The organism is Streptomyces sp. ISL-1, assembly GCF_018614585.1.
GTDB lineage: Bacteria > Actinomycetota > Actinomycetes > Streptomycetales > Streptomycetaceae > Streptomyces > Streptomyces maoxianensis.
Genome location: NZ_JAGGOI010000003.1, coordinates 184502 through 211004 on the forward strand (window position 1 = coordinate 184502; position 26503 = coordinate 211004).

24 protein-coding genes and 1 riboswitch are annotated in these 26503 nt (G+C 69.5%); of the genes, 7 read left to right on the forward strand and 17 right to left on the reverse strand.

The window, feature by feature from the left end; genetic code table 11:
* Window positions 1-20 precede the first annotated feature (20 nt).
* Complete coding sequence (locus J7E87_RS02035; protein WP_251016821.1) at window positions 21-677, forward strand: pyridoxamine 5'-phosphate oxidase family protein; 657 nt, start codon at window positions 21-23, stop codon at window positions 675-677.
* Window positions 678-921: 244 nt separating this feature from the next.
* On the opposite strand, the gene J7E87_RS02040 is transcribed toward J7E87_RS02035, so the two are convergent.
* The 3 genes from J7E87_RS02040 to J7E87_RS02050 form a co-directional block, all read right to left on the reverse strand.
* Window positions 922-1884 (reverse strand): DMT family transporter, encoded by a 963-nt coding sequence (locus J7E87_RS02040; protein ID WP_215089181.1) that lies wholly within the window; start codon window positions 1882-1884, stop codon window positions 922-924.
* Between the two features lie 164 nt (window positions 1885-2048).
* Complete coding sequence (locus J7E87_RS02045) at window positions 2049-3062, reverse strand: DMT family transporter (protein ID WP_215089182.1); 1014 nt, start codon at window positions 3060-3062, stop codon at window positions 2049-2051.
* 84 nt (window positions 3063-3146) lie between these two features.
* A complete protein-coding gene (locus tag J7E87_RS02050; protein ID WP_308312806.1) occupies window positions 3147-3671 on the reverse strand; it encodes a Clp protease N-terminal domain-containing protein in 525 nt (174 codons plus the stop codon).
* Window positions 3672-3943: 272 nt separating this feature from the next.
* Between J7E87_RS02050 and J7E87_RS02055 the strand changes: the two genes are divergently transcribed.
* Window positions 3944-4372, forward strand: coding sequence for an SRPBCC family protein (locus J7E87_RS02055; RefSeq protein ID WP_215089185.1), 429 nt, complete (start codon window positions 3944-3946; stop codon window positions 4370-4372).
* An 87-nt stretch (window positions 4373-4459) separates the two neighbouring features.
* Here J7E87_RS02055 and J7E87_RS02060 read toward each other — a convergent pair whose 3' ends face one another.
* Window positions 4460-5062, reverse strand: coding sequence for a PadR family transcriptional regulator (locus J7E87_RS02060; protein WP_215089187.1), 603 nt, complete (start codon window positions 5060-5062; stop codon window positions 4460-4462).
* A 138-nt stretch (window positions 5063-5200) separates the two neighbouring features.
* Here J7E87_RS02060 and J7E87_RS02065 point away from each other — a divergent pair, with 138 nt between their 5' ends.
* On the forward strand, window positions 5201-6028 hold the full coding sequence (locus J7E87_RS02065) for a PhzF family phenazine biosynthesis protein (RefSeq protein ID WP_215089189.1): 828 nt from the start codon (window positions 5201-5203) through the stop codon (window positions 6026-6028).
* Between the two features lie 71 nt (window positions 6029-6099).
* Here the strand turns inward: J7E87_RS02065 and J7E87_RS02070 are convergent, their stop codons facing one another.
* On the reverse strand, window positions 6100-6852 hold the full coding sequence (locus tag J7E87_RS02070) for a CPBP family intramembrane glutamic endopeptidase (protein ID WP_251016822.1): 753 nt from the start codon (window positions 6850-6852) through the stop codon (window positions 6100-6102).
* Between the two features lie 209 nt (window positions 6853-7061).
* Between J7E87_RS02070 and J7E87_RS02075 the strand changes: the two genes are divergently transcribed.
* Window positions 7062-8852 carry a substrate-binding domain-containing protein gene (locus J7E87_RS02075; RefSeq protein WP_215089193.1) on the forward strand — a complete coding sequence of 597 codons (1791 nt, stop codon included), beginning with the start codon at window positions 7062-7064 and terminating at the stop codon, window positions 8850-8852.
* Window positions 8853-8910: 58 nt separating this feature from the next.
* On the opposite strand, the gene J7E87_RS02080 is transcribed toward J7E87_RS02075, so the two are convergent.
* A complete protein-coding gene (locus tag J7E87_RS02080; protein WP_215089195.1) occupies window positions 8911-10422 on the reverse strand; it encodes a glutamate-cysteine ligase family protein in 1512 nt (503 codons plus the stop codon).
* A 495-nt stretch (window positions 10423-10917) separates the two neighbouring features.
* Here J7E87_RS02080 and J7E87_RS02085 point away from each other — a divergent pair, with 495 nt between their 5' ends.
* A complete protein-coding gene (locus J7E87_RS02085) occupies window positions 10918-11505 on the forward strand; it encodes a hypothetical protein (protein ID WP_215089197.1) in 588 nt (195 codons plus the stop codon).
* Between the two features lie 329 nt (window positions 11506-11834).
* Window positions 11835-12041 (forward strand): DUF5999 family protein, encoded by a 207-nt coding sequence (locus J7E87_RS02090; protein ID WP_215089199.1) that lies wholly within the window; start codon window positions 11835-11837, stop codon window positions 12039-12041.
* Window positions 12042-12119: 78 nt separating this feature from the next.
* Here the strand turns inward: J7E87_RS02090 and gcvP are convergent, their stop codons facing one another.
* Window positions 12120-15005, reverse strand: a complete 2886-nt coding sequence (gene gcvP / locus J7E87_RS02095; RefSeq protein ID WP_215089201.1) for an aminomethyl-transferring glycine dehydrogenase — start codon at window positions 15003-15005, stop codon at window positions 12120-12122.
* A 179-nt stretch (window positions 15006-15184) separates the two neighbouring features.
* A riboswitch (glycine riboswitch) is annotated at window positions 15185-15282 on the reverse strand.
* Window positions 15283-15396: 114 nt separating this feature from the next.
* Here gcvP and J7E87_RS02100 point away from each other — a divergent pair.
* On the forward strand, window positions 15397-15780 hold the full coding sequence (locus tag J7E87_RS02100; protein WP_308312807.1) for a PRC-barrel domain-containing protein: 384 nt from the start codon (window positions 15397-15399) through the stop codon (window positions 15778-15780).
* Here J7E87_RS02100 and J7E87_RS36050 read toward each other — a convergent pair.
* From J7E87_RS36050 to J7E87_RS02155, 10 genes are all read right to left on the reverse strand, one after another.
* Window positions 15690-17720: a DNA polymerase IV gene (locus J7E87_RS36050; RefSeq protein ID WP_308312808.1), complete on the reverse strand. Its 2031-nt coding sequence runs from the start codon at window positions 17718-17720 to the stop codon at window positions 15690-15692. The genes J7E87_RS02100 and J7E87_RS36050 overlap by 91 nt on opposite strands.
* 91 nt (window positions 17721-17811) lie before the next feature.
* Window positions 17812-18408, reverse strand: a complete 597-nt coding sequence (locus tag J7E87_RS02115; RefSeq protein WP_215089203.1) for a MerR family transcriptional regulator — start codon at window positions 18406-18408, stop codon at window positions 17812-17814.
* 167 nt (window positions 18409-18575) lie between these two features.
* The gene (locus J7E87_RS02120; RefSeq protein WP_006123076.1) at window positions 18576-19049 is read right to left on the reverse strand and encodes a bifunctional nuclease family protein; all 474 of its coding nucleotides are present in this window, start codon (window positions 19047-19049) and stop codon (window positions 18576-18578) included.
* 53 nt (window positions 19050-19102) lie between these two features.
* Window positions 19103-19846 (reverse strand): MerR family transcriptional regulator, encoded by a 744-nt coding sequence (locus tag J7E87_RS02125; protein ID WP_215089205.1) that lies wholly within the window; start codon window positions 19844-19846, stop codon window positions 19103-19105.
* 42 nt (window positions 19847-19888) lie between these two features.
* Window positions 19889-20770, reverse strand: a complete 882-nt coding sequence (locus J7E87_RS02130; RefSeq protein ID WP_251016858.1) for an FHA domain-containing protein — start codon at window positions 20768-20770, stop codon at window positions 19889-19891.
* 148 nt (window positions 20771-20918) lie between these two features.
* A complete protein-coding gene (locus tag J7E87_RS02135) occupies window positions 20919-21815 on the reverse strand; it encodes a DUF881 domain-containing protein (RefSeq protein ID WP_215089208.1) in 897 nt (298 codons plus the stop codon).
* Between the two features lie 5 nt (window positions 21816-21820).
* On the reverse strand, window positions 21821-22153 hold the full coding sequence (locus tag J7E87_RS02140; protein ID WP_023543062.1) for a small basic family protein: 333 nt from the start codon (window positions 22151-22153) through the stop codon (window positions 21821-21823).
* Window positions 22150-23079, reverse strand: a complete 930-nt coding sequence (locus J7E87_RS02145) for a DUF881 domain-containing protein (protein WP_215089210.1) — start codon at window positions 23077-23079, stop codon at window positions 22150-22152. Before J7E87_RS02145 ends, J7E87_RS02140 begins: the two co-directional genes overlap by 4 nt.
* Window positions 23080-23176: 97 nt before the next feature.
* Complete coding sequence (locus tag J7E87_RS02150) at window positions 23177-25672, reverse strand: mannose-1-phosphate guanyltransferase (protein WP_215089212.1); 2496 nt, start codon at window positions 25670-25672, stop codon at window positions 23177-23179.
* A gap of 112 nt (window positions 25673-25784) precedes the next feature.
* Window positions 25785-26393 carry a CDP-alcohol phosphatidyltransferase family protein gene (locus J7E87_RS02155; protein WP_215089214.1) on the reverse strand — a complete coding sequence of 203 codons (609 nt, stop codon included), beginning with the start codon at window positions 26391-26393 and terminating at the stop codon, window positions 25785-25787.
* Window positions 26394-26503: the final 110 nt, after the last annotated feature.

Here is a 26503-nt window from a genome sequence, read left to right on the forward strand (position 1 = left end):
CTAATGCAATGGAGTTCGCAATGCCGGACGCTTACGAGCCGACCGAACGCACCGTCCCCACCCGTTCCCGGGACCGCGCCGCGTACGACCGCGAGCTGGTCCACTCCATACTCGACGAGGCATACGTCTGCCATCTCGGCTTCGTCCGCGACGGCGCGCCGGTCGTCCTGCCGACGCTGTTCGCCCGCGTCGACGACCACCTGTACATCCACGGCTCGACGGGCTCACGCCCCCTGCGCATGGCGGGCGAAGCGGACCTCGGCCTCGACGTGTGCCTGACGGTCACCCACGTCGACGGCCTGGTGCTGGCCCGCTCGGCGTTCCACCACTCGATCAACTACCGCTCGGTCGTGGTCCACGGCACCGCCCGCCAGGTCACCGACCCGGCGGAGAAGCGCACCGCCCTCGACGCCCTGGTCGACAGTGTCGTCCCGGGCCGCTCACTCGACTCCCGCCCGGCAAACCCGAAGGAACTGGCGGCGACGGCGGTCCTGCGCCTGACGCTGACGGAGGTCTCGGCGAAGCTCCGCACGGGGGGCCCGAGCGACGACCCGGAGGACGTGGAACTCCCGTACTGGACGGGAGTGGTCCCGCTGACCACCGGGCAGGGCACACCGATCCCGGCGGCGGACCTGGACGACTCGATCGGGGTACCGGGGTACTTGACGGGAGCGTGAGGCGGCGACAGGCGGCGGCCCGCGGAGCGCCTGCCGAGGCCGCAAGTGCGGGCCCGCCCAGTTCCGGGCAAGGAGCCCCGGCACCGACCCCCGGCCACCCGCGGCGCCGCGGAGTCGGCGCCCGCCGTTCCGCCCCGCGCTCCGGTGCGAGCCGGAGTTGCGGGAAGGGGCGGTGGGAAGGGCGGCGGGGGTGGGGAGAAGCCCGCCGCACGCGACCGGCCCCACCCCGCAACCCCGCACCCGTCTACCCCCTCCCCACCGCCACCCGCGTCTCCGCCACCGCCAGCCCCGCCACCGCAGTCAGCAGCAGCGCCGTCCCCACCACCGTCGCCGCCGTGAGCCGCTCATCCAGCGCCGTCACCGCGATCACCGCCGCGCTCACCGGCTCGAGCAGCATGATCACCGAGACCGTCGCCGACCGCACCACCGCCGCCCCCGCGAAGTAGAGCGCGTACGCGAGCGCCGTGGGCACCGCCGCGACGTACGTCAACAGCCAGACCACCTGACCCAGATCCGCGGTGTGCGGCAACAGTCCCTCCGCCAGTGCAATCGGCAGCAGCCCCACCGCCCCGATCGCGAACGCCCACGCCGTCGTGGCCAGCGAGTCACCGCTCCCATCACGCCCCAGCCACCGTGTCAGCAGCGTGATCGCCGCGTACCCGGCCGCCGAGAGCAGCGCGAGCGCGACCCCCACGGGCCGTACCGTCCCGCTCTCGCCGCCCAGAACCAGCACGAACAGACCGGCAAGCGCCCCGGTGACGGCGACGACGCCGCCCCGCCCGAGCCGTTCCCCCATCGTCAGCCGCGCGCCGACGGCGATGAGGACCGGCCCCGCGCCCAGCGTGACGACCGTGCCCACGGCGAGACCGGTCGCCTGGACGGCCGCGAAGTAGGCGCTCTGGAAGAGGGTGAGCCCGATTCCCGTACCGAGAATGCGCAGCAGCCGGCGCCGTCGCGGCTCGACGGGCGCGACAAAACGCCTGGCCACAGGTGTACGCCGGGCCCGCAGCGCGAGCGCGCCCAGCAGGAGTACCAGACCCCCCGCACAGCGCCAGAACGACAGCGCGAGAGGACCGAGATCGCTCACCCGGAAGACCAGCGAAGCGGCCGCGCCGGCGGTCCCCCACGCGACTCCGGCGAAGATCAGAAAGAGCAGGCTCCGCCCGACGGGCAGGCTGACAGCAGGCGCGTAGGAAACATTCGACACGTGACTTCTCCGTGCATGAAGAACGGGATGGGTGATCGCTCGACTGCGTCACGCGGGCAGCGACGAACCGCTCGGGAACACCCCGAGCCCGGTCTTCGTCAGAAAGTGGCGGCCCGCGCTAGGAGGCAGGCGGCGGAAGTGCGGTCGAATGCATGATCGCCACCTTACGGTCCGGCGTGCGGGGCCGACAACTCGCCATCGGCGACGGCACGCTCACCGTGCACCGGCGGACCCTCCGCGAGCCCGCCGCCCGCCACCGGGCCCGACGCCGCCTTCGGCGCCTGTGACTGCGCGATGAACGCCCCCACCAGCACGACCGCACCACCGAAGATCTGCGGCGCCGACAGATGCTCCCCCAGCAGCACCCACGCCAGCACCGTGGCGATGACCGCCTCCAGGCATGCCACCACACCCGCCACCTGCGGGGAGAGCCTGCGTACCGAGACGACCCCGGTGACATACGCCAGCACCGTGGCGATCAGCACGATCCAGCCCAGCAGCAGCGCCGCCGGCACCTGCGTACCGCCCATGTCCGCGCTCCCGCCGAGCAGCGAGAAGTCCATCCCCCACGGCCGCGCCACCAGCGTCAGCACCGCCGCGCCGATGAGCAGTCCGTACGCGATCACGCCCAGCGGATCCGCCGCGTCGTCCCCGTCGCCGCCCTGGTCCGACAGGACGAAGTAGCCGACCTGGCAGCATGCCGCGGCCAGCGCGAGCAGCAGCCCGATCGCGTCGAAGCCGACCCCCGCCCACACCTCGACGACGCACGCGAGCCCGGCGACCGCGAGGACCACGCCGACCGCCGCGGCCCGGGTGACGGGCCGGCGCTGCACGAAGCGGACCCAGCCGAGAACCAGCGCGGGGGCGAGATATTCGATGAGCAGCGCGACGCCGACCGGGATCCGGGAGATCGCCGCGAAGTAGCAGGCCTGTACGCCCGCGACGGCGAGCAGTCCGAAGCCGACGAGCAGTGCGGGCCTGCGCAGCACCAGGTCCCGGTGGCGCCAGGCCACCGGCAGCATGATGAGGGCGGAGCCGGCCACTCGCAACCACACCACATGCAGCGGGTCGAGACCCGCTTCGATCAGCGGCTTGGCCGCGACACCTGATCCACCGAATGCGAACGCCGAGCCCAGGGCGAGTCCCAGGCCGGCGCTCCTAACCTGAGACGCGTGCATCGGCACATCATGTCAGCGCAAGTCAGGACCGTCACCCCCGTGACACATGTCGAGAACTCTGGGCCGCCGTTGGGTCGTCCGGCGCTATTCGGCCGCTATCCGCCCGCCCAGCAGCTCCGCGTCCACCCCGGCCCGCCGCAGCACCTGCACTGCCCGGCATTCCGGATCCGCGGCGAGGCGGGCGAGCAGATCGATCCCCCCGGCTCGCGCGGCGCCCCGCAGTTGTGCCCGCGCCAGCGCACCCTCCATCGCGGCGGCCGCCGAAGGCGACCATCCCGACGCCTCCGCATCCGTCGCGCGTACGACGGGAACGGTGCCCGAGTCCTCCACCGAGCCCTGCCAGCGCAGCCCGTATCCGATGCTGCGCTGCACGAGATAGCCGAGCACCCGCGCGATCTGCGGGCCGGCACCGAGAGCGGCACGGACCTCGGGGTCCGACTCGATCAGGGAGTGCAGCAGATGGGCCGTGTCGATCTGCCGGTCGCCGTCGCGCAGGGCCCTCCTGCGCGCAGTCGCGACCACCGAGGCCAGCTCCGCGGTGAGTCTGGCGTCGATCTCCGGGCGGGTGGCGGCGGGCTGTTGAGGCACCCACGGGACAGGGCTTTGCACATCTCCCACCTCATCAGCTCCCGGGAGCCCGTGCGTCGCCGTCGGGGCCCATTTGCCCATCCGACGGAGGTTGGGCACACCCGACCGGTTTCTCCTCCTTACGGATGAGATCAAGACAGCTCTCCCTGAGGGAGCGCGCGCCGCCTTGCCATCAGCACGTGGGCAGCCATGTCCCACCGCCCGAAGAGATCTGACTGTTCATCAGTATTGAATGTTCCGGCAGGTGCGGCTACGTTCCGCGACACCGTAAGCCGACACGAAGGGGTGGTCGTATGGCCGAAGTCAGCGCCGAGGCCCGTATCGAGGCACCGGCCGAGAAGGTCTGGGCCCGGCTGACGGACTTCTCCGGTTACGGCCAGTGGAACGCCACCCACACCAGCTTCCCCAAGGGCGGTCCGGCGCCCCTGGGGCTCGGTGCCACCTATGAGGAGAACATGAAGCTCATGGGATTCCCGGCCGAAGTGGCCTGGACCGTGGACGAGTTCGAGGCCGGCCGCGTGCTGGGGATCAGGGGCAAAGGCCCGATGGGCGTCAGCGTCGCCAACCGCTACACGCTCACCCCGGACGGGGACGGCACAAAGGTGCGCATCGACGGGGAGTTCACCGGCGCCGCCGTATCGCTGATGGCGGGCAAGCTGAAGGACTCCGCGACCGCCGCACTCAATGAATCGCTGCGCAAGCTGGCCGGACTCGTCACCTGAGACTCGCCCCCATCCCCCGTACACCTGCTCAGGAGGAAGGGCCCCGCGCGGCTGCACGGGGCCCTTCCTCGCACCTCTCCGACGTACTCAGTGCTCGTCGGCGAGGATCAGATAGAGCTTCTTGCGGGCTTCGTTGATCACGGCGACGGCCTTCTGCCGCTGCTCCGTGCTGCCGGTCTTCCAGACCTGGCCGAACGCCTCCATCAGGCCGAACCCGGCCTGCCGGATCTCGTTGACCGTCTCCCAGTCGACTCCACGCCCGGCCTCTTCCCACGGAGCCTCCGGCCCCGATTCGGCCTCGGCGCGCCCCGATTCGGTGAGCGTGAACAGGTTCTTGCCGCCCTCGCTCGCACTGGTGATGAGACCTTCGTCCTCGAGCAGCTGGAGCGTCGGGTAGACCGAGCCCGGGCTGGGCCGCCAGGCCCCGCCGCTGCGCTCGCCGATCTCCTGGATCATCTCGTAGCCGTGCATCGGCCGGTCCTTGAGCAGCGCCAGGATCGAAGCGCGCACATCACCGCGCCGCGCCCTTCCCCGGCCGCCGCCACGACCGCGTCCGCCACCGAAGGGTCCGCCGAACGGCGGCCCGAACGGGCCGAACGCCCCGCGCCGCCCCTCGAAGTCACCCCGACCCTGATGGCCGGGCCCGCAGTGCCCATGACCCTGACCGTGCTCTTGTCCATGTGAACGCATCGTTACGCTCCTTCCATCATTGATCTGTCGCGATGCGTCAACGATATATCGGAAGCCGCCAACTGGCAATGCTCAATCGGTCCAGCAACCCCGGATTGGCCTTGGCCTGCGGCTTTGCGCCGCCCCTACGGTCAGCTCATGCGGATTCGAATCGTCGACGCCTTCACCGACCGCCCCTTCACCGGCAACCCCGCCGGAGTCCTGCTCCTGGACTCCGACCGGTTCCCTGACGACTCCTGGCTGCAGCGGGTGGCGACCGAGGTGAACCTCTCGGAGACCGCCTTCGCCCACCCCCTGCCCGCCGGCGGCGAGGCCGCCTGGGCGCTGCGCTGGTTCACCCCGGCCACCGAGGTGGAGATGTGCGGCCATGCCACGCTGGCCACCGCCCATGTGCTGCACACCACCGGCAACGCGAGCGGCACGGTGCGCTTCGCCGCGCTCTGCGGCATCCTCGCCGCCACCGCCCACGAGGACGGCATGATCACCCTCGACTTCCCGACCTCCCCGCTCACCCCAGTCGAGGTCCCGGACGGCGTCGCCGAGGCGCTCGGCGCCAAGGTCGTCTCGGCGCACTACACGGGCCCGCACATCGGCGACCTGGTCGTCGAACTGGCCGACGAGCAGGCCGTGCGGGCGCTGACTCCGGACTGCCGCGCGCTGACGGCCCACTCCGAGCGCGGTGTCATCGCCACCGCGGCCGCCGAAGACCCCGCCGGCTCCTACGACTTCGTCTCGCGCGGCTTCTTCCCCCGGGTCGGCATCGACGAGGACCCGGTGACCGGCAGCGCGCACACGGCACTCGCTCCGTTCTGGTCCGCCCGTCTGGGGCGTACGGAACTGACCGGCCTGCAGGCCTCCGCCCGCTCCGGCCTGGTCCGCACCTCACTGCGCGGCGAGCGCACCCTGCTCACCGGAAACGCCGTCACGGTCATCGACGGCGAGCTGCTGACCACGCCGAGCAGCTGACGACGGCCCGACCGGCATCCGCACACGCCGAGGGGCGTACGGCAGCCGCCGTACGCCCCTTCGTCCAGCGGTCACGGCGTGGGCAGCCATCCCACCTTCCCGGCCAGCAGCGCGTACCCGACGAAGGCCGTGATGTCGAGCAGCGCGTGCGCGGCCACCAGCGGCCCGACCCGCCCCCACCGCCGGTAGAGCAGCACGAAGACAACACCCATCACCATGTTGCCGACGAAGCCGCCGATGCCCTGGTAGAGGTGGTACGAACCACGCAGCACCGAGCTCGCCACCAGCGCCGCCATCGGCGACCAGCCCAACTGCCCCAGTCTGCGCAGCAGATACCCGACGACGATCACTTCCTCCAGTACGGAGTTCTGGATCGCCGACAGGATCAGCACGGGGTACTTCCACCACACCTCGGGCAGCGCCTCCGGCACCACGGTGAGGTTGAACCCGGAGGCCCGCGCCACCAGATAGAACGCGAGCCCGGCGCTGCCGATGCCCGCCGCGACGAGGGCGCCGCGCCCGAGGTCGGACCATGGTCTGCTCCGGTCGAAACCGATCGCCCGCAGCCCAACGCCATCCCGCAGCAGCAGATGCCCGACGAGCAGTACAGGCACCAGACCCGTCGCGATGTCGAAGAGCTGCCAGGCGAGATCGAGCCACGGCCGCCCAGGGGCGTACGACCCGTTCAGCGTCGCCGCCTGCTCCTTGAGGGCACCCGGCTTCGTCAGCGAACCCACGAAGCTGATCAGCGCGGACACTGCGCTCGCACCCAGCGAGACCGCGAGCACGAGCAGTGTCTCGGACCGCAAGATCCTTCGCGACATGCCCCCTTGAGGATGAGAATCAGCCACGCGTCCCGCCTCCGCCTGCACACCTGCCTCCAGTTGAGTAATCCCGCCTCATCCACATCCTCGCCCCGCTAGGGTCTCGAATGCAGGTACGAAGATCGCACGCGACAGGCCGGGGGACGTGCGTCATCGCAATGACGCGGTCCCCTTTTCCTTGTTCATCGTTTCAAGGAGGGCACCACCGCATGGGACGTCACAGCTTGCCCGACGACAGGGCGAGGGACACAGCCAGGTCCCGTCCGCGTGAACGCCGTCGTACGATCGCCATCGCCACGATGCTCCTCCTGGCAGTGGCGGCGGGGACGGGGATCGCCGCGCAGAGCGGCTTGCTGTCCTTCGCGGAGCCGTGCGAGGGCTCCACCGTGCGCCTCGACGTCGTCGCTTCCCCCGACATCGCCCCGGCCGTGCGCGAGGTCGCCGACCGCGCCCGCGAGGAGAAGATCACCTCGGACGGTCAGTGCATGGACATACGCGTCACCGCCCGCGAGAACTACGAGGTCGCGCAGGAACTCGCCGCCGCCAGCGCCACGCCCGACTACGAAGTCTGGGTGCCCGACTCAGGCGTGTGGTCCCAGCGCGCCAAGGCGCTCGAGGACGGAGTACCGCTGACACCGGCCGGCAATGTCGCCGTGTCACCGGTCGCCCTGGCCACGGTCCACTCGGCGGGCGCCACGCTGGGCTGGCCCACGAAGACGTACACCTGGGCGCAGTTGGCGGCAGCCACCACCGCGACGGACGAGATCCGCCTCGGCGCCGCCGACCCCGCCCGCAGCGCCACCGGGCTGCTCGCGCTCACCAGCGTCTCCCGGTCCACTGCGCAGGAGGGCCCGGAGGCCGACACCAGGGTCGCGGCCACCGCCAAACTGCTGTCGCAGCGGGTCTCCGAGGCGGACGCGCAGCTCCTGCGCACCCTGGCGCCCGATTCCGGCACGGGGGCCGACTCCCGCCGCAACCAGGCCGTGTTCCTGTCCGAGCAGGCCGCCTTCGCCTACAACTCCGCCCATGACGGCGCCGGCGACCTCGATCTGTTCTATCCCAATGACGCCACGCCCCGGCTGGACTATCCGTTCACTTTGGTCGACGAGGGCGGCCTGAGCACCGACGAGGGCCGGGCCGCCACCCGCTTCGTGGCGCTGCTCGGCGAGAAGGAGTCCCGGCGGACGCTGGCGGCGCACGGCTTCCGCCCTGCCGACAACACGGTCGACGACAGCCTCGTACGCGCCGCGGGCGGCAGCGACCCACAGCCGTACGACGCGTCCAAGGTCGCGGCCGCGCCGCTGTCGTCGGACGCCCTCGAGGAGACGCTGGGGCTGTGGACCATCACCGTGCGGAGCGCCCGGCTGAGCACGGTCGTCGACGTTTCGGGGTCCATGGGATTGCCGGTGCCGGGCCGTGGCTCGCAGAGCCGGCTCGATGTCACCAAAGCCTCCCTCCTCCAGGCGCTTGACCAGTTCACGCCCGATGACGAGATCGGGCTGTGGGAGTTCGCGGCCGGGCTCGACGGCCCGCGGGACTACCGCCAGCTGGTGGCGACGGCGCGGCTCGGCGCTCCCGCCAAGGGCGAAGGCACCCAGCGGGCGCGGCTGGCCAAGGCATTCGAGGAGCTCGCGCCCGTGCCGGACGGTGCGACCGGTCTCTACGACACGACGCTCGCGGCCTACAAAGAGGCCCAGGCCACCTATGCGGAGGGCAAGTTCAACGCCGTGGTCATCCTCACCGACGGCGCCAACCAGGACCAGTTCGGCATCTCCCGCAGCTCGCTGATCACCGAGCTGAAGGAGCGCACCGACACGGAGCGCCCGGTGCCGCTGATCGCCATCGCGGTCGGGCCCGACGCCGACCTCTCGGAGGTCGACCAGATCGCCAGGGCGACCGGCGGGGCCGGCTACCAGGTCAGCGACCCGGCCGAGATCCAGACCGTGATCCTCAAGGCGATCATGGCCGTCGGCCAGGCGGGCGGAACCGCCGCTCAGTGAGTACCTCTGAACGAAGGCCCGCTCAGTGAAGGCCCGCACCCGCTCAGTGGAGGCCCGCTCAGGAGTGCGCACCGGGGAAGCCGACCGGCCAGGTGTGCACCGGCTCGCCCTCGTGCATCAGCTCGCAGTAACGGCGGGTGGTGGCCGCGAGGGCGGCGTCCCGTTCGAGACCGGCCTCCAGCGCGCGGTGGTACGTGTCGACCTGCCACGACGCCCCGTTCACCCGCCGCTTGCACCGCTCCTCGATCACACCGAGGTAGAAGTCGCGGTCGGCAGGCTCGACGTTCCACGCGTCCAGTCCCGCCGCGGCGAGCGGCAGCAGCTCGTCGCGTACGAGTTTGACGACCGGTACTCGCGTGATGCCGCCGGCCCGGCCCGGTCGCGGCCACTGGAGCTCGGCGTCGATACCGTGGCGGCACGCGGTGTCGAAGTTGTCGGCCGCGGCGGCGAAGGGCAGCTTGCTCCACACCGGCCGGGCCTCCTCGGCGAGCGCGCGCACCAGCCCGTAGTAGAAGGCGGTGTTGGCGATCACATCGGTGACCGTGGGCCCGGCGGGCAGTACGCGGTTCTCCACCCGTAGGTGGGGCACGCCGTCGACGACTCCGTAGACCGGGCGGTTCCAGCGGTAGACCGTGCCGTTGTGCAGGACGAGTTCCTGAAGCCGCGGTACGCCGCCGTCGTCGAGCACTCGCAGGGGGTCCTCCTCGTCGCAGATCGGCAGCAGGGCTGGGAAGTAGCGCAGATTCTCCTCGAAGAGGTCGTACGCCGAGCTCACCCAGCGCTCGCCGAACCAGGTACGCGGCCGGACCCCCTGGGCCTGGAGCTCGGGCGGTCGGGTGTCGGTGGCCTGCTGGAACAGCGGCGGCCGCGACTCGCGCCACAGCTCCCTGCCGAACAGGAAGGGCGAGTTGGCGCCCACGGCGACCTGCACGGCGGCCACCGCCTGCGCGGCGTTCCACACATCGGCGAAGCGCGCAGGCGTCACCTGGAGGTGCAACTGCACCGAGGTGCAGGCTGACTCGGGAGCAATCGACGCCGAGGTGCAGGTCAGCCGCTCCACGCCTTCGATGTCGAGCGTGAAGTCCTCGCCGCGTGCCGCCACGATCTGGTCGTTGAGCAGCATATATCTGTCGACGTCGGAGAGATTCGCGGAGACCAGGTCGTGCTGGGCGAGCGTCGGCAGAATTCCGATCATCACGATCCCCGAGCCCACCTCGGCCGCTTTCCGGTGCGCATATCCGAGACCGGTGCGCAACTCCTCGGCCAGCTGGTCCAGAACACGCCCGCTCAACCGGTGCGGAACGATATTTACTTCCAGGTTGAACATACCGAGCTCGGTCTGGAAATCATGGCTCGCGATGCGCTTCAGAACTTCCGCATTCATCATCCGCGGCAGCCCGTCGGCACCTGCCAGATTCAGCTCGATCTCGAGGCCCATGAGATTTCTGGGCCGGTCGAACCGTTTCTCCGCCAGGAGCCTCCCCAGACCCGCGAGGCACTGCTGCAACTTTCGCCGGTACCTCAGCCGATCGGACAGGTCGATCCCGCCTGCCACGACCTTCTCCCCCATCGAAGCGTCCCTCCTCGAGTGGGCACCACGCAGCCTCAGCCGCTCGCGTCACGGACGATAATGCCCAGACTGGCCGATCTATAACGCCCCGCGAACGGTCCGCTGCCGGTAGCGTGTGCCGAGTGTTCGAGCGGCACATTCCGTCGGCATGATGCACTACGCAGTTACCACCGCTCGATGCCTGGTGAAAAGCCCCGACAGGTTTCGGCCTACCGCTCGGCCGCTAAAATCCCAGGCTGCGGACCTGCCGTCACGGAAAATCGGGAGAAAAAACCGCAACAAAAAGACCTGATACACCCTTGCCGGAAATACGCTCGAGCGCTAGCGGAAACACTGTGAGAACGCGAGTCGTATAAACTCCGTGAACGAGGCAGAGAGTTGGCGCCCGGTGGCCTTTCCGGCCCCCTCTGGCCCCGCACGCTGACAGCGCCGTCCGCACCTGCCATCGCACCAACCCTTGCACCAACGTGTCTCCGAAGTGAGAGGCGACCCATCATGCCGCTGCATGTCCCCCCGGCTCCCGCGCCTGCCCTGCGCAGCGTCCTCGCGGCACTCGGTTCCCCGACAGCCGTCCGCGAGGCCCGTACGCCCGCTCTCAGGTCCGTCCAGGGATCTCTGAGCCCCGAATTGCCGCTTCCCGTCCATGTACTGGATCAGATCGTCCCGAGCGACAGTGCCCCCTACACCCGCCTCACGGGCTGGCGTTTCCTGATCCGCAGCGGCGAACGAGCCGTGGCCGCGGCGGACACGATCCTCACCCCCGACGGCTGGACCTTCTCCCACTTCTTCGAAGGGCCCTATCTGAGCTCCACCGAACGGGCGCTGCGCCAGGCCGAGTCCATGGGGACTCATTTCCAGCCAAGACTGCTCTCCATCCCCGAGCTCTACATGCTCACCCTCTGGCTGCACGGCGACACGGACGCCGACGCCTCGGCCGGCACACCCCGTCCGACCGACGTCCTGGTGCCGCTGCGCCCGGCGCCTCCCGGCATCACGGCCCACCGGCCGCACCGGGTCGCGGATCTGCTGCCGCTGATGACCCTGCGGCTCACACCCGCACCACTGCTCGGCTCCCCGGCCTGACCGTCCACCCTCGCTCGCGAGCCGCTCGAGCCCAGCTCACGCCCCCTTCGCGCCCCGTGACCACTCGGTCGCGGGGCGCATTGCTGCCCCATCCGGACTAGCCCATACCGGCCACCCCGAACCACCCGAAAGGACAATGGAGTTGAGCTGAACCGTCCGCCCGGGTGATACGTCATTAACCAGTAAGAAGAGCTGCCGCGAAATCCCTGCGGATTGACGCCCGTGGGGCAACACTGGGATCCGACCGACAGATACGGGGGGCGGCCATGAACACCTCATCGAGCCGCAGGACAGTCACAGTCACTACAACGCAGCGAGAGAACCCACCCATGTGCCAGCACAAACCAGCCTGCCCGACATCCGACTCAGCCGACCGGGAAGCCGCCCGTCTCATGGCGCACCACCCGGAGCAGGGCTGGAGCCTGCTGTGCAACGGCGTCCTGCTCTTCGAGGACACCGGTGAGCTGCTGCCGGACGGCCAGATCATCGCGCCGCACCGGCCGCGTGGGAGCGGGCAGGTGATGACGGCCGCCTAACGCCGTCCGTACGACAAGGGGGCCGGCCCGGAGACGGATCTCCGCACCGGCCCCGACGCATGTGCGCCGCCGTGTCCGTCAGTTGTCGTACTCGTCCATCGGCGGGCAGGAGCAGACGAGGTTACGGTCACCGAAGGCACCGTCGATCCGGCGCACCGGCGGCCAGTACTTGTCCGCGGCGTTCACCCCGGCCGGGAAGACCGCGTCCTCGCGGCTGTACGCGTGCTCCCACTCGCCGCCCAGCGCCGCCGCGGTGTGCGGTGCGTTGCGCAGCGGGTTGTCCTGCGCGGGCCACTCGCCCGAAGCGACCTTCTCGATCTCCCCACGAATCGCGATCATGGTGTCGCAGAAGCGGTCGATCTCGTTCAGGTCCTCGCTCTCGGTGGGCTCGATCATCAGCGTGCCGGCCACCGGGAAGGACATCGTCGGCGCGTGGAAGCCGTAGTCGATCAGGCGCTTGGCGATGTCGTCGACGCTGACTCCGGTCGCCTTCGACAGCGGCCGCAGGTCCACGATGCACTCGTGCGCGACCAGACCGGCCGGGCCGGTGTAGAGCACGGGGTAGTGCGGCTCCAGGCGCTTGGCGATGTAGTTGGCGGCGAGCACGGCGACCTGCGTCGCGCGCTTGAGGCCCTCGCCGCCCATCAGCCGTACGTACGCCCAGGAGATCGGCAGGATGCCCGCCGAGCCCCAGGGAGCGGCCGAGATCGGGCCCACCCCCGTCTCGGGACCGGCGGTCGGCTGGAGCGGGTGGTTCGGGAGGTACGGAGCGAGGTGCGCCCGTACGCCGACCGGGCCGACGCCCGGACCGCCGCCGCCGTGCGGGATGCAGAAGGTCTTGTGCAGATTGAGATGCGAGACGTCGCCGCCGAACTTGCCCGGCTTGGCGAGGCCCACCAGCGCGTTGAGGTTGGCGCCGTCGACGTACACCTGGCCGCCGGCCTCGTGCACCTGCGCGCAGATGTCGGCGACATGCTCCTCGAACACGCCGTGCGTGGACGGGTAGGTGATCATCAGGACCGAGAGCTCGTCGCGGTACTGCTCGATCTTGGCGCGCAGATCCTCGATGTCCACCTCGCCGTCGTCGGCGGTCTTCACCACGACGACCTTCATGCCCGCCATCACGGCGCTGGCGGCATTGGTGCCGTGCGCGGAGGACGGGATGAGGCAGATGGTGCGCTGGTCGTCGCCGTTTGCCCGGTGGTAGGCGCGCACGGCGAGCAGACCGGCGAACTCGCCCTGCGAACCGGCGTTGGGCTGGATGGAGACCGCGTCGTATCCGGTGACCTCGGCGAGACGCTCCTCGAGCTCATGGATGAGCGTGAGGTATCCGGCGGCCTGCTCGACCGGCGCGAAGGGGTGGATCTGCCCGAACTCCGGCCAGGTGACCGGCTCCATCTCGGTGGTCGCGTTCAGCTTCATGGTGCAGGAACCGAGCGGGATCATGCCGCGGTCCAGCGCGTAGTCGCGGTCGGCGAGCTTGCGCAGGTAGCGCAGCATCGCCGTCTCGGAACGGTGCTGGTGGAAGACCGGGTGGGTGAGGTAGTCGTCGGAGCGCAGCAGGTCGGCCGGCACAGTGTCGCCGCTCGCCGCGTCCAGGGCCTCGACGTCGGCCTCGACGCCGAAGGCGGCCCAGACGGCGGCCAGTTGGGTACGGGTCGTGGTCTCGTCGCACGCGATGGAGAGGTGGTCGGCGTCGACGAGGCGGAGGTTGACCCCGCCCTCACGCGCGGCGGCCACGACGTCGGCGGCCTTGCCCGGCACCCGTACGGTCAGCGTGTCGAAGTACGCCCCGTGCACGACCTCGACCCCACCGGACCGCAAACCCTCGGCGAGGACCGCGGCGTACCGGTGGGTGCGCTGCGCGATGCCCTTGAGCCCGTTCGGGCCGTGGTAGACGGCGTACATCCCCGCCATCACGGCGAGGAGCACCTGCGCGGTACAGATGTTGCTGGTGGCCTTCTCGCGGCGGATGTGCTGCTCGCGGGTCTGCAGCGCGAGCCGGTACGCCTTGTTGCCGTCCGCGTCCACGGAGACGCCGACAAGCCGGCCGGGCAGGCTGCGCGCGAACTTCTCGCGTACGGCCATGTAACCGGCGTGCGGGCCGCCGAAGCCCATCGGGACGCCGAAGCGCTGCGTGGTGCCCACCGCGATGTCCGCGCCCAGGGCCCCGGGCGAGGTGAGCAGGGTGAGCGCCAGCAGATCGGCGGCGACGGTGACGATCGCGCCGAGCTCGTGCGCCTGCGCGATGACGGGCTTGATGTCGCGTACGGCGCCGGAGGCGCCCGGGTACTGCAGCAGCACGCCGAAGACGCCGCGCTCAGCGATCTCGGCCGGGATGCCGTCGCTGAGGTCGGCGGTGACGACCTCGACGCCGGTGGGCTCGGCGCGCGTCTCGATCACCGCGAGGGTCTGCGGCAGGGTGTCGGCGTCGACCAGGAAGACGCCGTTCTTGACCTTGCCGACCCGGCGGGCCAGCGACATGGCCTCGGCGGCGGCCGTGCTCTCGTCGAGCAGCGAGGCGCCGGAGGTGGGCAGACCGGTCAGGTCGGCGACCATCGTCTGGAAGTTGAGCAGCGCCTCGAGCCGGCCCTGCGAGATCTCCGGCTGGTAGGGCGTGTACGCGGTGTACCAGGCCGGGTTCTCCATGACATTGCGCATGATCACCGGCGGCGTGAAGGTGCCGTAGTAACCAAGGCCGATCATGGGGGCAAGCACCTGATTGCGGTCGGCAAGGGTGCGCAGCTCGGCGAGCACTTCCGCCTCGGTGCGCGCGCCCGGGAGGTTCAGCGCCTCCGCGCTCTTGATCACATCTGGCACCGCGGCGGCGGTCAGCTCGTCGAGCGAGCCGTAGCCCACCTGCGCCAGCATCTTCGCCTGGGCCTCGGCGTCGGGCCCAATGTGGCGCTGCTCGAAGGGGATGCCTCGCTCCAGCTGGGAGAGCGGAATGCGGTTGGCGGTCATAGGAGGCCTCCTGGTCTGACACGACCGGCGAGGGGCACCACGGCGCGGATGCCCGGACGGCCTCCCCCTCTGTCATCTCAACCTGAGAGTTTCACCGGGGCGCACGGATGTGACGCTCCGGCTTTCACCGTCGGTGAGAGCGGATGCCGTCCGACGCCCGCCCTGCTTTCCAGAGTGACCTCGTCCGTGCGGTACAGGGGCCTGAGAGATTCCGGGGAGGATTTGCTCCTTCGGCGCCGCCGGCACGTTCACCGGTGGACTCTCCCGCACGGGGTCAGCAGCCGTTTGCCAGCCTACCAGCGCGCCCCCTCGGCGATCGCTCAAGTGGCCGACACCCCCGATGTGCACTTTTGTAGTATTTACAGAGCAGTTGCGACCAATTGGAGGGACCGTGCAGACCGATATCGATCCGCGCAGCCTGATCGGCCGCAAGGCGTTCGACCGCAACGGCCACAAGATCGGGACTGTGGACGAGGTGTACCTGGACGATGCCACGGGAGTGCCCGAGTGGGCAGCCGTGCGAACCGGCCTGTTCAGCCGGGACGCGTTCGTCCCGCTGGAGCCGAGCAAGCTGGTCGACGACACCCTGCATGTTCCCTACGAGCGCTCGCTGATCAGGGATGCCCCGGACTTCGGCGTCGGCCGCCATCTCTCCCCGGAGCAGGAACTTCAGCTCTACCACCACTACGGCCTCGACCTCTCCGAGGCACCCGAGACGCCGGCCCCCTCCTCGGGGGACAGGTCCTTCGGCCGCGTGGCCGGCCCGGAGGACTGACCCGCACCCTCCACCGCCGTGGGCTGCCCGACGAGGGGCAGCGGGTCGGAGGGCTCCAGATCGGGGTCGTCGACCCGGAAGGTGCGTACGCGCCCCGGCGGCGACCCAGGTTCCTCGAACCGCACGGTGACCCGCCCGAGCCCGCTGCCCTGCACCCATCCCGCCCCGTACTCGGCATGCCGGACGTCGTGCCCGGCGGCCCACCGCCGCGCCGCAAGCGCCTCGCGCTCGGCTCCCCCGACCCGGGCTCCGGCCGAGGCCCCTGCCCCGACCCGGGCTCCCTCTGAGGCCCCTCCCGCCCGGGCCTCTGCTCCGGCCTGGGCTCCCGCCGCGCCCCCTGCCCCTGCCCCTGCCCCTGTCCCGGCTCGGGTCACGGCCCCAGCTCCCGCTCCCGCCGCCTGGGCCTCCGCTCCGCTCGAGCCTCCTGCCGCGCCCCCTGTCCCTGTCCCGGCTCGGGTCACGGCCCCAGCTCCCGCTCCCGCCGCCCGGGCCTCCGCTCCGCTCGAGCCTCCCGCCGCGCCCCCTGTCCCTGTCCCGGCTTCCACTCCGGCCTGCGCTCCGGCTGCGGCCGCTCCCCCGGGGGTGTCCCCCGCCCCCGCCCCATCACCTGCTCCCGCCCGGACTCCTGCCCCTCCCGCTGCGCCCACACCCTCACCTGCTACCGCTGGCGCTCCAGCCCCGGCCTCGGCTCCGGCAGCGCCTCCCGCCGGGGCCCGGGAGTCGGTGCCGGCTCCCGCCGCGCCCTCCACGCCTGTCCAGGCACCCCGCCCCGCCCGGGTCCCCGCCCCCGCCGCGTCGTCGACCTCGTGCGCCTCCCGCTCGGCCTCAGCCACCTCCTCGTCTGCTTCACGCTCGGCCCGCTCAACAGCCGCGGCCTGCGCGAAGAGATCCTCCTGCGTGTAGTCCGCCAGCCCCGTCACGCCCACCCCCAGCAGCCGCACCCCGCCCGTGGTGTCCACCGCCTCCAACAGCCGCCCGGCGGCCTCCCGCACCACCTCCGGGTCATCCGTCGGCCCCCGCAGCGTCTCCGAGCGCGTCAGCGTGGAGAAGTCGTACCGCCGCACCTTCAACACGATGGTCCGCCCCGAGTGCCCGGACTCGCGCAGCCGCCGCACACACCGGTCGGCCAGCCGTTCCACCTCGATCCGCACCCGCACCCGGTCGTGCAGATCCACATCGAAGGTGTCCTCCACCGACACCGACTTCGCGTCCCGCTCAGCCACCACCGGCCGGTCGTCGTACCCCATGGCCATCCGGAACAGCGAGGTCCCGTGCGCCTTGCCCAGCAGCCGTACGAGCTCGTCCTCGCCCGCCTCCGCCAGCTCGGCGACTGTCGTCATCCCGGCCCGCCGCAGATGCTCCCCCGTGGCAGGCCCCACCCCCGGCAGCGTCCGCACGGACATCGGCCCGAGCAGCTCGCGCTCCGTGCCCGGCTCTATGAGCAACAGGCCGTCCGGTTTCGCCTGCTCGGAAGCGATCTTGGCGAGCATCTTGGAGCCCGCGAGCCCGACGGACCCCGACAGCCCGGTGACGGCAAGGATGTCCCGCCGCAGCCGCTCACCGGCCACCCGCGCGGAAGCCGCGTCGTCGGCCGAGCCCCCCGCCTCCAGGTCGACGAAGGCCTCGTCCAGACTCAGCGGCTCCACCAGTGGCGAGAGCCTGCCGAGCAGGTCCATAACCTGCTCGCTGACAGCGCGGTAGAGCGAGAAGCGCGGCACGAGATACGCGGCGTTCGGAGCCAGCCGCCTTGCCTGCGCCATCGGCATCGCCGAGTGCACCCCGAAGCGCCTCGCCTCGTACGAAGCGGTGGCGACGACCCCTCGCGGCCCGAGCCCCCCGACGACCACCGGCTTTCCGCGCAGACTCGGCTTCGCCGCCTGTTCGGCGGCGGCGAAGAAGGCATCCATGTCCAGATGCAGAATCGTCGGCGCGGTTCTCACATGTCCGATGCTGCCCTACGCCACTGACAATGGCGCCGAGGGACGGGGAGCCATCCGGGCGAGCGAGGCCAACGAAGCCTGGCGTCGGCGCTCAGACGGCCCGGTCGCGCCTGCGCCTGGCCAGCTCGTCCGCGGGGTTGTTCCCGACGAGGGTCTCGCCGGTGTCGATCCGCTCGCCGTGCAGCTGCGACAGCGCCGTCTCGACATCCCGCCACACCACGCCGACGGCGATCCCGAAGACCCCCTGACCGCCCTGCAGCAGGTCGACCACCTCGTCGGGCGAGGAGCACTCGTAAACCGTGGCGCCGTCGCTCATGAGCGTCATGCGTTCGAGGTCCGTGAAGCCCCGCGCCCGCAGATGCTGCACCGCGGTGCGGATGTTCTGCAGCGCCACACCGGTGTCGAGAAAACGCTTGACGACTTTGAGGACGACCACATCGCGGAAGCTGTAGAGCCGCTGGGTGCCCGATCCGTACGCCGACCGCACGCTGGGCTCGACCAGCCCGGTACGCGCCCAGTAGTCGAGTTGCCGATAGGTGATTCCCGCCGCCGCACACGCGGTCGGCCCCCGGTAGCCGATCGTCTCCCTGGAGGGGTCGGCCGAACTCTCGTGGAGCGGATACGGCCCGCCCTCCCCCAGACTCCGTCCGGGGACGCCCCCTGCCGCACCGTCGCCGCTATTTCTCACGCCGACCTCCGTCCTTGACCTGCCATGTCGACGGTAGGCAGTCACCCGGGGTGCGTCAACGATCGCCACACTCGGCACGCCGAGTGATAATCACCCTGAGAGTGGTTTCTCGTGCCCGTATTCGGGGAAAGGCTACTCGAATGTGCCAACTCCGCCCGTCTCGGCGGTCACTGACTGTTGGTACCGAAGTCCTCGGGCGAGATCTGATCGAGGAACTCGCGGAACTTCTCCACCTCGTCCTCCTGCTCGTCCGGAATGGCGATTCCCGCGTCGTCGAGCACCCCGTCACTGCCGTAGATCGGCGTACCGGTGCGCAGGGCAAGCGCTATGGCATCGGACGGTCTCGCACTCACCTCGACTCCGCTGGCAAAGACCAGCTCCGCATAGAAAACCCCTTCACGCAGGTCAGTGATGCGGACCTCGGTGAGCTCCTGGCCCACGGCCTCCAGCACGTCTTTGAAGAGGTCATGCGTCAGCGGCCTTGCCGGTGCCATGCCCTGCTGGGCAAAGGCAATGGCGGTCGCCTCCCCGGGACCGATCCAAATGGGGAGGTACCGGTCGCCTCCCACTTCACGCAGGAGCACGATCGGTTGGTTCGAGGGCATTTCGACCCGGACACCCACAACGTCGAGCTCGTTCACACAGCAACCCTAGGACTTGCCCGACCGGTTTGGGTAGTCGGGCTCCCCCAAGATCAGTGCAGCCGGACCCCGAGGGCTGTCTGCAGCAGGGCCGCGTGAAGCCGCACAGACAGGGCCGCCAGCTCTTTCGTGGTCGCCGCGGCGTGCGCCCTGGTCTGCGGATTACGGTGCCGCCGCAAGGGTGCGACCACCTGCTCGACCAGTCCCGCCTCGCGGTCTGCGGCGGCTTTCATCGATCGCAGATGCCGGGGTTCGAGGCCGAATCTCCCCAGATCCGCGACCAGCCGTGCGACAGTTACCGATTCGGCGTCGTATCCGCCGTCCTCGTCCCGCGCGAGCAGGCCGTACGACTCCCACTCGTCCAGCTCCGCCTCACTCACCTCGGCGGCCGCGAGAAGCTCCGAACGGCCCACCCGGGCCGCGGTCACCCGCTCCGAGTCGGCTTCCCAGGCGCCGTCGAGCAGCTCCCGCTGCGGCCCCTGCGTGGGCAGCGGCACCTGCTCGCCGCGGCCGAGGGCGTCGAGATGCTCGCGGATGACCTTCAGCGGAAGATAGTGGTCCCGCTGCATCCGCAGCACCTGTGCCAGCCGCTCCACGTCCTCGGGGCTGAATTTGCGGTACCCGGACGGGGTGCGCCGGGGCTCGACCAGACCCTCGGTCTCCAGAAAACGGATCTTGGAGATGGTCACTTCGGGAAACTCGTCGCGCAGCCGACTGAGCACCATACCGATGCTCATCAGCCTCTCGCCCGCTGTGGCGGTGCCGTGACCGGCACCGCCCGTCGGTGTTCGCAGCATGTACCTTCCCTGAGGTCCCCCCAGACAGAGTCTGGGGGAGGGTCACACGCCCCGCTGGCTCGCGTAGAAGACCAGACGGTACTTGCCGATCTGGACCTCGTCGCCGTTCGACAGGAGGACCGAGTCGATCCGCTCGCGGTTGACGTACGTGCCATTGAGACTGCCGACGTCCGCGACGCTGAAGCTGCCGTCCGGACCCCTGCGGAACTCCACGTGACGCCGCGAAACGGTGACGTCGTCGAGGAAGATGTCGCTCTGCGGGTGACGGCCGGCCGTGGTCAGGTCGCCGTCCAGCAGGAAGCGGCTGCCGGAATTCGGTCCGCGGCGCACCACCAGGAGCGCCGAGCCGAGCGGCAGTGCGTCGACGGCCGCCTGGGCTTCGGGAGAGAGCGACGGAACCTGCGTCTGTCCCGTCACCTCCGAGTCGTACGCCTCGATACCGGAGATGGAGATCGTCGAGGTCGTCTCCGAAGGGCGCTCCGCCGGCGTCCCGGCACGCAGCGGCGCGCCACAGTTGGAGCAGAACCGGCTGGCCTCGGCATTGCGGTGCCCGCACCTCGTACAAACCAAGGCCGACATGGAAGGATCCTCCTGCCGCGGCTGCCCCGCGTGGGGATTGGTCGCATACGGGTCGGAGGAAAACCCTCCACCCGTACTTGAGGTTGATGGTTCCCCGAAACCTATGCGGCCGGGACCGGCAGGGTCAACAGACGACGCGCCCTGACCGCCCGAAATGTCACCACCCGGGCCACCGACCTCGTCCCGGAAGAGAGGCCGCTCAGCGCCCTGCTCCTCACTCTCGCCATGGCGCGGTGCGCGATGCCTGGCGTTGCCGCCGTCCTCGCGTGCGCTCTTGCCGAACAACTTCCCAAACAACTTCACGGGCGATTCCCCTTGACCGAAATAGACCCGCCCGTGGGGCAGGACGAACCCTCAATGATCACACCTGCCGACCCGGACATCCTCACAACGTCCGTAACCACCAGACAGTTTCCACCAGGCGGCACGCTTGTGATGTGTCGACCCCCCGCAACGTCATGCCCTGGTCCGCCCGACCCCATGCACCCCCGCCTCACTGCGCCGACGACCGAGCGTAGTCAGGCCGCTTCGCAGGTCGCAAGGCATCCACGACGATCTTCTGCGAACGCTCCACCCTGGCGGTGGCCTGCTCCTTCTCCAGCGTCTGCACCACACCGCCGGGGATGTTGAGGGCGGGCTCCAGATCCTGCGGCCTGCCGATGACCTTGAAGCGGTACGGCGCGGTGATCTTCTTGCCGTCCACCTCGATCTCACCACCCGTACCTGTGAAATGCGTGTCAGCGACAACGCGGATGTCGTTGACCTGGATTGCTTCCGCACCGGCGGCGCGCAGTTCCTGGATCGCGTCGAGCAGCATGTCGGACTCCACGGTTCCGGACGGGTCCTCCACGGTCAGCGTGATGCCGGGGCCCTGCGCCGCGACCGTGCCGGCCAGGATGCCGAGTTGCTGCTCCTTCTGCCGCGTCTGCTTACGCGCCTCTTCCGCCTGGTCCGAACTGCTCTCCAGTTCGGTGCGCTGGGTCTCGAGACGCTGCTTCTCGTCCGCGAGGCGCTGTGTGCGGTTGTCGAGCTCGTCGAGGATGCGCACCAGGTCCTCCTGGCGGGCACCGCGCAGCGCGCTGTTGTCGCTGGTCGAGCTGACCTGGATGGCAAGCCCCAGACCGAGGACGAACAGCAGTACGGCGACGATGAGTTGAGCGCGGTTGACCCGCGGCGGCCACAGCACCGCGACGAGTCGTTGGCGGCCGGTCTGCTGCTCGGCCTGGGGCTGATCCGGCTCAGCCTGCCCCTGCTCGGGCTGATCGGGCCGGTCCGGACCGCCCCGGTCGGGCTCGGACCGTCCCGCCGACGGCGCAACCGCCTCCGGCTCCTCACCCTTCGGGTTCTCGCTCTTCGGGGTCTCGCCCTTCGGGTTCTCTTCGCTGTTCATCGGCCTCACGCCCGGAACACATGCCGGCGGATCGCGGCAGCGTTGGAGAAAATTCGGATGCCGAACACGACCACCACACCCGTGGACAGCTGGGCGCCGACGCCCAACTTGTCGCCCAGGAACACGATCAGCGCTGCCACCACCACATTCGACAGGAAGGAGACGACGAAGACCTTGTCCACGAAAATCCCGTCGAGCATGGCCCGAAGGCCGCCGAAGACCGCGTCGAGAGCAGCGACGACAGCGATCGGCAGATAGGGCTCGACCACCGCCGGTACCTCGGGTCGGACCAACAGTCCGACCACGACTCCCACGACGAGGCCCAGTACGGCGATCACGATGTGCCCTTCCCTGTGTCAGCCGTGCCCTGCCCGTTGCCCTTACCGGCGTCGGCGGTCTTCGGCTCTGCTGTACGTACGATCAAGCTCGGCGCCGCCGGCAGACGCACCTTCTCCTCGCTGGAGATGCTGGTGCGGATACCGAAGTTCTCCTGCAACGCGTGCAGATACTGCCCATCGGCACTGTCCTGGAACGCAGTGCTCAACTTCTTGCCGTCCCCCACGGCAAGCACGGTGTACGGCGGCACCAGCGGCCTGTTGTCGACCAGTATGGCGTCGCCCGCCGCGCGGATCGCGGACAGGGCGGTCAGTCGCTGCCCGTTGATCGCGACGGCCTCCGCACCCGATTCCCAGAGCCCGTTGACGATCCGCTGCATATCGCGGTCCCGGACCCGGCCGGTGTCGCTGAAGCCGCTGGTCTCCCGCGGCCCGTCGCCGCCCTGGTCGGTGTCCTTCGCATCGTCGACGACGAGCTTCACACCCGGCCCCTCGACCTCGGTGGCGCCGGAGAGCAGTGCGACGAGTTCCCCCTGGCCCCCGCCCTGCGTCTTGAGGGCCTTTTGCTGCCGGTCCCCCACCTCGTCCCGGAGCTTGTCGACGCTCTCCTCCAACGCGTCGGCGTCGGCCGTCTCGGTACCGATCCGGTCGATGAGCTCCTCACGCTCCTTCGCCACGACCGGTGCCGATATCCGCGCCTGCGCGGCCCCGACGGTGACGACCAGAGCCGCCAGCACGAGACCGGCGGCGAGTCCGAGCTTCGCACGCAGCGTACGGGGCAGTCCCCCGCCCTCGGCCTCCCTGCGGGCCGCGGCCTCCGCGTATCCGTCGTCGAGGCTGTGCTCCATAACGTTCGTCAGCAGCGACATGGACGCATCTGGACGCGCGGGTGGAGAGCCGGTGCTCCGAACGGGGGGCTGCTGCGACATGCCGCACATCGTCGCACGTCGCAGGCGCTACCGCCGAATGGCCCCACCGGTGTGCCGGAAGCCGTCGAAAGACCCCTCCCGGCACACCTGTCCCACCTCAGTGACCGGCGCTGTCCACAACGGCCGCCCACTCGTCGAGCAGCGCCTGGGCCGAAGCGTCATCGGGCCCCTCTGCCCACAGATGAGTGACGGCCTCGGAGGGATCGGGAAGGACCATGACCCAGCGGCCGTCGGCCTCGACCACCCGTACTCCGTCGGTCGTGTCGACGTGCCGGTCCCCGGCCTCCTCGACGACCCGCCGCATCACCAGCCCCTTGACCGCCCAGGGCGTCGCCAGATCACGCCGCAGCACATGCGCCCGCGGGATGCGGGCATCGATCTGGCTCAGCGTGAGCTGCGTACGGGCCACCAGCCCGACCAGCCGCACAAACGCCGCCGAAGCGTCGAAGACACTGCTGAACTCCGGCACGATGAAGCCACCGAGGCCGTCACCACCGAAGATCGTGGTCTCCTCACGCGCGACCCGCGTCAGATCGTCGGGCGACGTCGTCGTCCATTCGACCTGCGTGCCGTGGTACGCCGCCACCTGCTCGGCGATACGTGTGGTGGTCACCGGCAGCGCCACCCGCCCGCTGCGCCGCTCGGCGGCGATCAGGTCGAGCAGCACCAGCAGCGCACGATCGTCCTCGACGATCCGTCCTCGTTCGTCGACCAGGGAGAGCCGCTCGCCGACGGGGTCGAAGCGCACCCCGAAGGCGGCCCGCGCCGAGGCCACGATCTCGCCGAGCCGCACCAGCCCGGACCGGCGTCCGTCGGCCGACTCCGTGGGCCGCGACTCGTCGAGGCCCGGGTTGATCGTCAGGGCGTCCACCCCGAGCCGGCCCAGCAGGCTCGGCAGAACAAGTCCGGCGCTGCCGTTGGACGCGTCGATGACAACCTTCAGCCCCGACTCGGCGATCCCGGAGGTGTCGACGTTGCGCAGCAGGGATCCGGTGTACGAGTCGAAGACGCTGGACGGGAAGTACAGATCGCCGATCTCGCCAGGGAACGCCCGCCGGTACTCCTGGCGTGCGTACACCCGGTCCAGCTTCCGCTGTCCGGCCTGAGAGAGGTCCGCTCCGCGTTCGTCGAAGAACATGATGTCGACGGAGTCCGGCACACCCGGAGATGTACGGATCATGATGCCGCCGGCGCTGCCGCGCGCGGTCTGCTGCCGCGCGACGGGCAACGGCACGTTCTCCAAGTCCCGTACATCGATGGCGCTGGTCTGCAGAGCCGAGATCACGGCCCGCTTGAGCGCGCGGGCACCACGGGAGTGGTCACGCGCGGTGGTGACCGTCGCCCCCTTCTTGAGGGTGGTGGCGTACGCGCCTGCCAGCCGCACCGCCAACTCCGGCGTGATCTCCACATTGAGGATCCCGGTGACGCCCCTGGCGCCGAAGAGATGCGCCTGCCCTCTCGACTCCCAGATGACCGAGGTGTTGATGAAGGCGCCGGCCTCGATGGTCTTGAAGGGGTAGACGCGGACATTGCCCTGGATGACCGACTCCTCGCCCACCAGGCACTCGTCACCGATGACGGCGCCTTCCTCGATGCGCGCGGCTCGCATGATGTCGGTGTTCTTGCCGATCACGCAGCCACGGAGGTTGCACTGCTCCCCGATGTACACGTTGTCGTGGATGACTGCCCTATGAAGAAAGGCACCGTTCTTCACAACGACGTTGGAGCCCACGACCGTGTGCTCGCGGATCTCCGCATTGGCTTCGACCTTGGCGTAGTCCCCGATGTACAGCGGACCGCGCAGCACGGCGTCCGGATGCACGTCCGCGCCTTCCGCCACCCACACCCCGGGAGAGATCTCGAAGCCGTCCAGCTCCACCTCCACCTTTCCCTCGAGGACGTCGGCCTGGGCCTTCACATAGCTCTCGTGCGTGCCCACGTCCTCCCAGTAGCCCTCGGCGATATAGCCGTAGATCGGCTTGCCGTCCTTCATGAGCTGCGGGAACACATCCCCGGACCAGTCGACCGAAACGTCTGCCTCGACGTAGTCGAATACTTCGGGCTCCATGACATAGATGCCCGTGTTCACGGTGTCCGAGAAAACCTGTCCCCAGGTCGGCTTCTCCAGGAAGCGCTCGACCTTTCCCTCTTCGTCCACGATGGTGATGCCGAATTCCAGCGGATTCGGCACGCGCGTCAGACAGACCGTGACCAATCCGCCCTTCTCCTTGTGGAAGGCGATCAGATCAGTGAGATCGAAGTCTGTGAGCGCGTCACCGGAAATGACTAGGAACGTATCGTCCTTGAGTGCTTCCTCGGCGTTCTTCACGCTCCCCGCGGTGCCGAGTGGCTTCTCCTCATCGGCATAGGTGAGCTCCATCCCGAGCTCTTCGCCGTCACCGAAGTAATTCTTGACGAGTGAGGCGAGAAACTGCACGGTTACGACGGTCTCATTGAGTCCATGCCGCTTCAGCAATCGCAGCACATGCTCCATGATCGGTCGATTGGCCACCGGCAGGAGCGGCTTGGGCATGCTCGAGGTCATAGGGCGAAGTCGGGTTCCTTCGCCACCGGCCATCACGACGGCCTTCATGTCGGAAGCGTCCTCCTTGAAGAGACGACGGTCTAGCCGACTTCACCCGCCCAAAAAGGCACTCTGGCGCCATGCGCGGCCGGCAACACTGCACGGCACCGCATCGACGAGGTCAATCGGCCACTGCGTCCGCCTTGACGAGTCGGCGGACCTGGACCACATAGAGGATCCCTGCCCACCAATACAGAGTTGTACCCCATCCTGCGAACGCCCATCCGAAAATAGCAGCCAGTGACGCAAGCCACCCGCTGCCGTCACTGAGTAGCAGCAACGGGAAGGCACACATCAGATTGAACGTGGCTGCCTTGCCCAAGAAGTTCACCTGGGGCGGCGGATAGCCGTGCCGCCGGAGGATTCCCACCATCACCAGCAGCATCAGTTCCCGCGCCAATAGGGCCGCGGTGAGCCAGATGGGCAGAATCTCGCGCCAGGTCAGCCCCACCAGGGTGGACAGGATGTACAGACGGTCGGCGGCCGGGTCGAGAAGCCGCCCCAGCCTGCTGACCTGGTTCCATCGCCGGGCAAGCTTGCCGTCGAGATAGTCAGTGACACCGCTCAGCATGAGCACCAGCAATGCCCAGCCGTCGCTGTTGGGGCCCCCGAACTCGGGGCGGAGAATCAGCCACAGGAAGAGTGGCACGCCGGCGAGGCGCGCCATGCTGAGGATGTTGGGGATGGTGAGTACCCGGTCCGTCTGAACGCGGGTCTCCTGGACCTCCACCCGGGAGCCTCCTGTGTGGAACGTGCCAACGATGCCCCCTGACCCTACCGTCAGCCGCTGTCGGCACCTGCACAGGGGTAGGACCGCACCCTGAACGCAGAAAGGCCCCG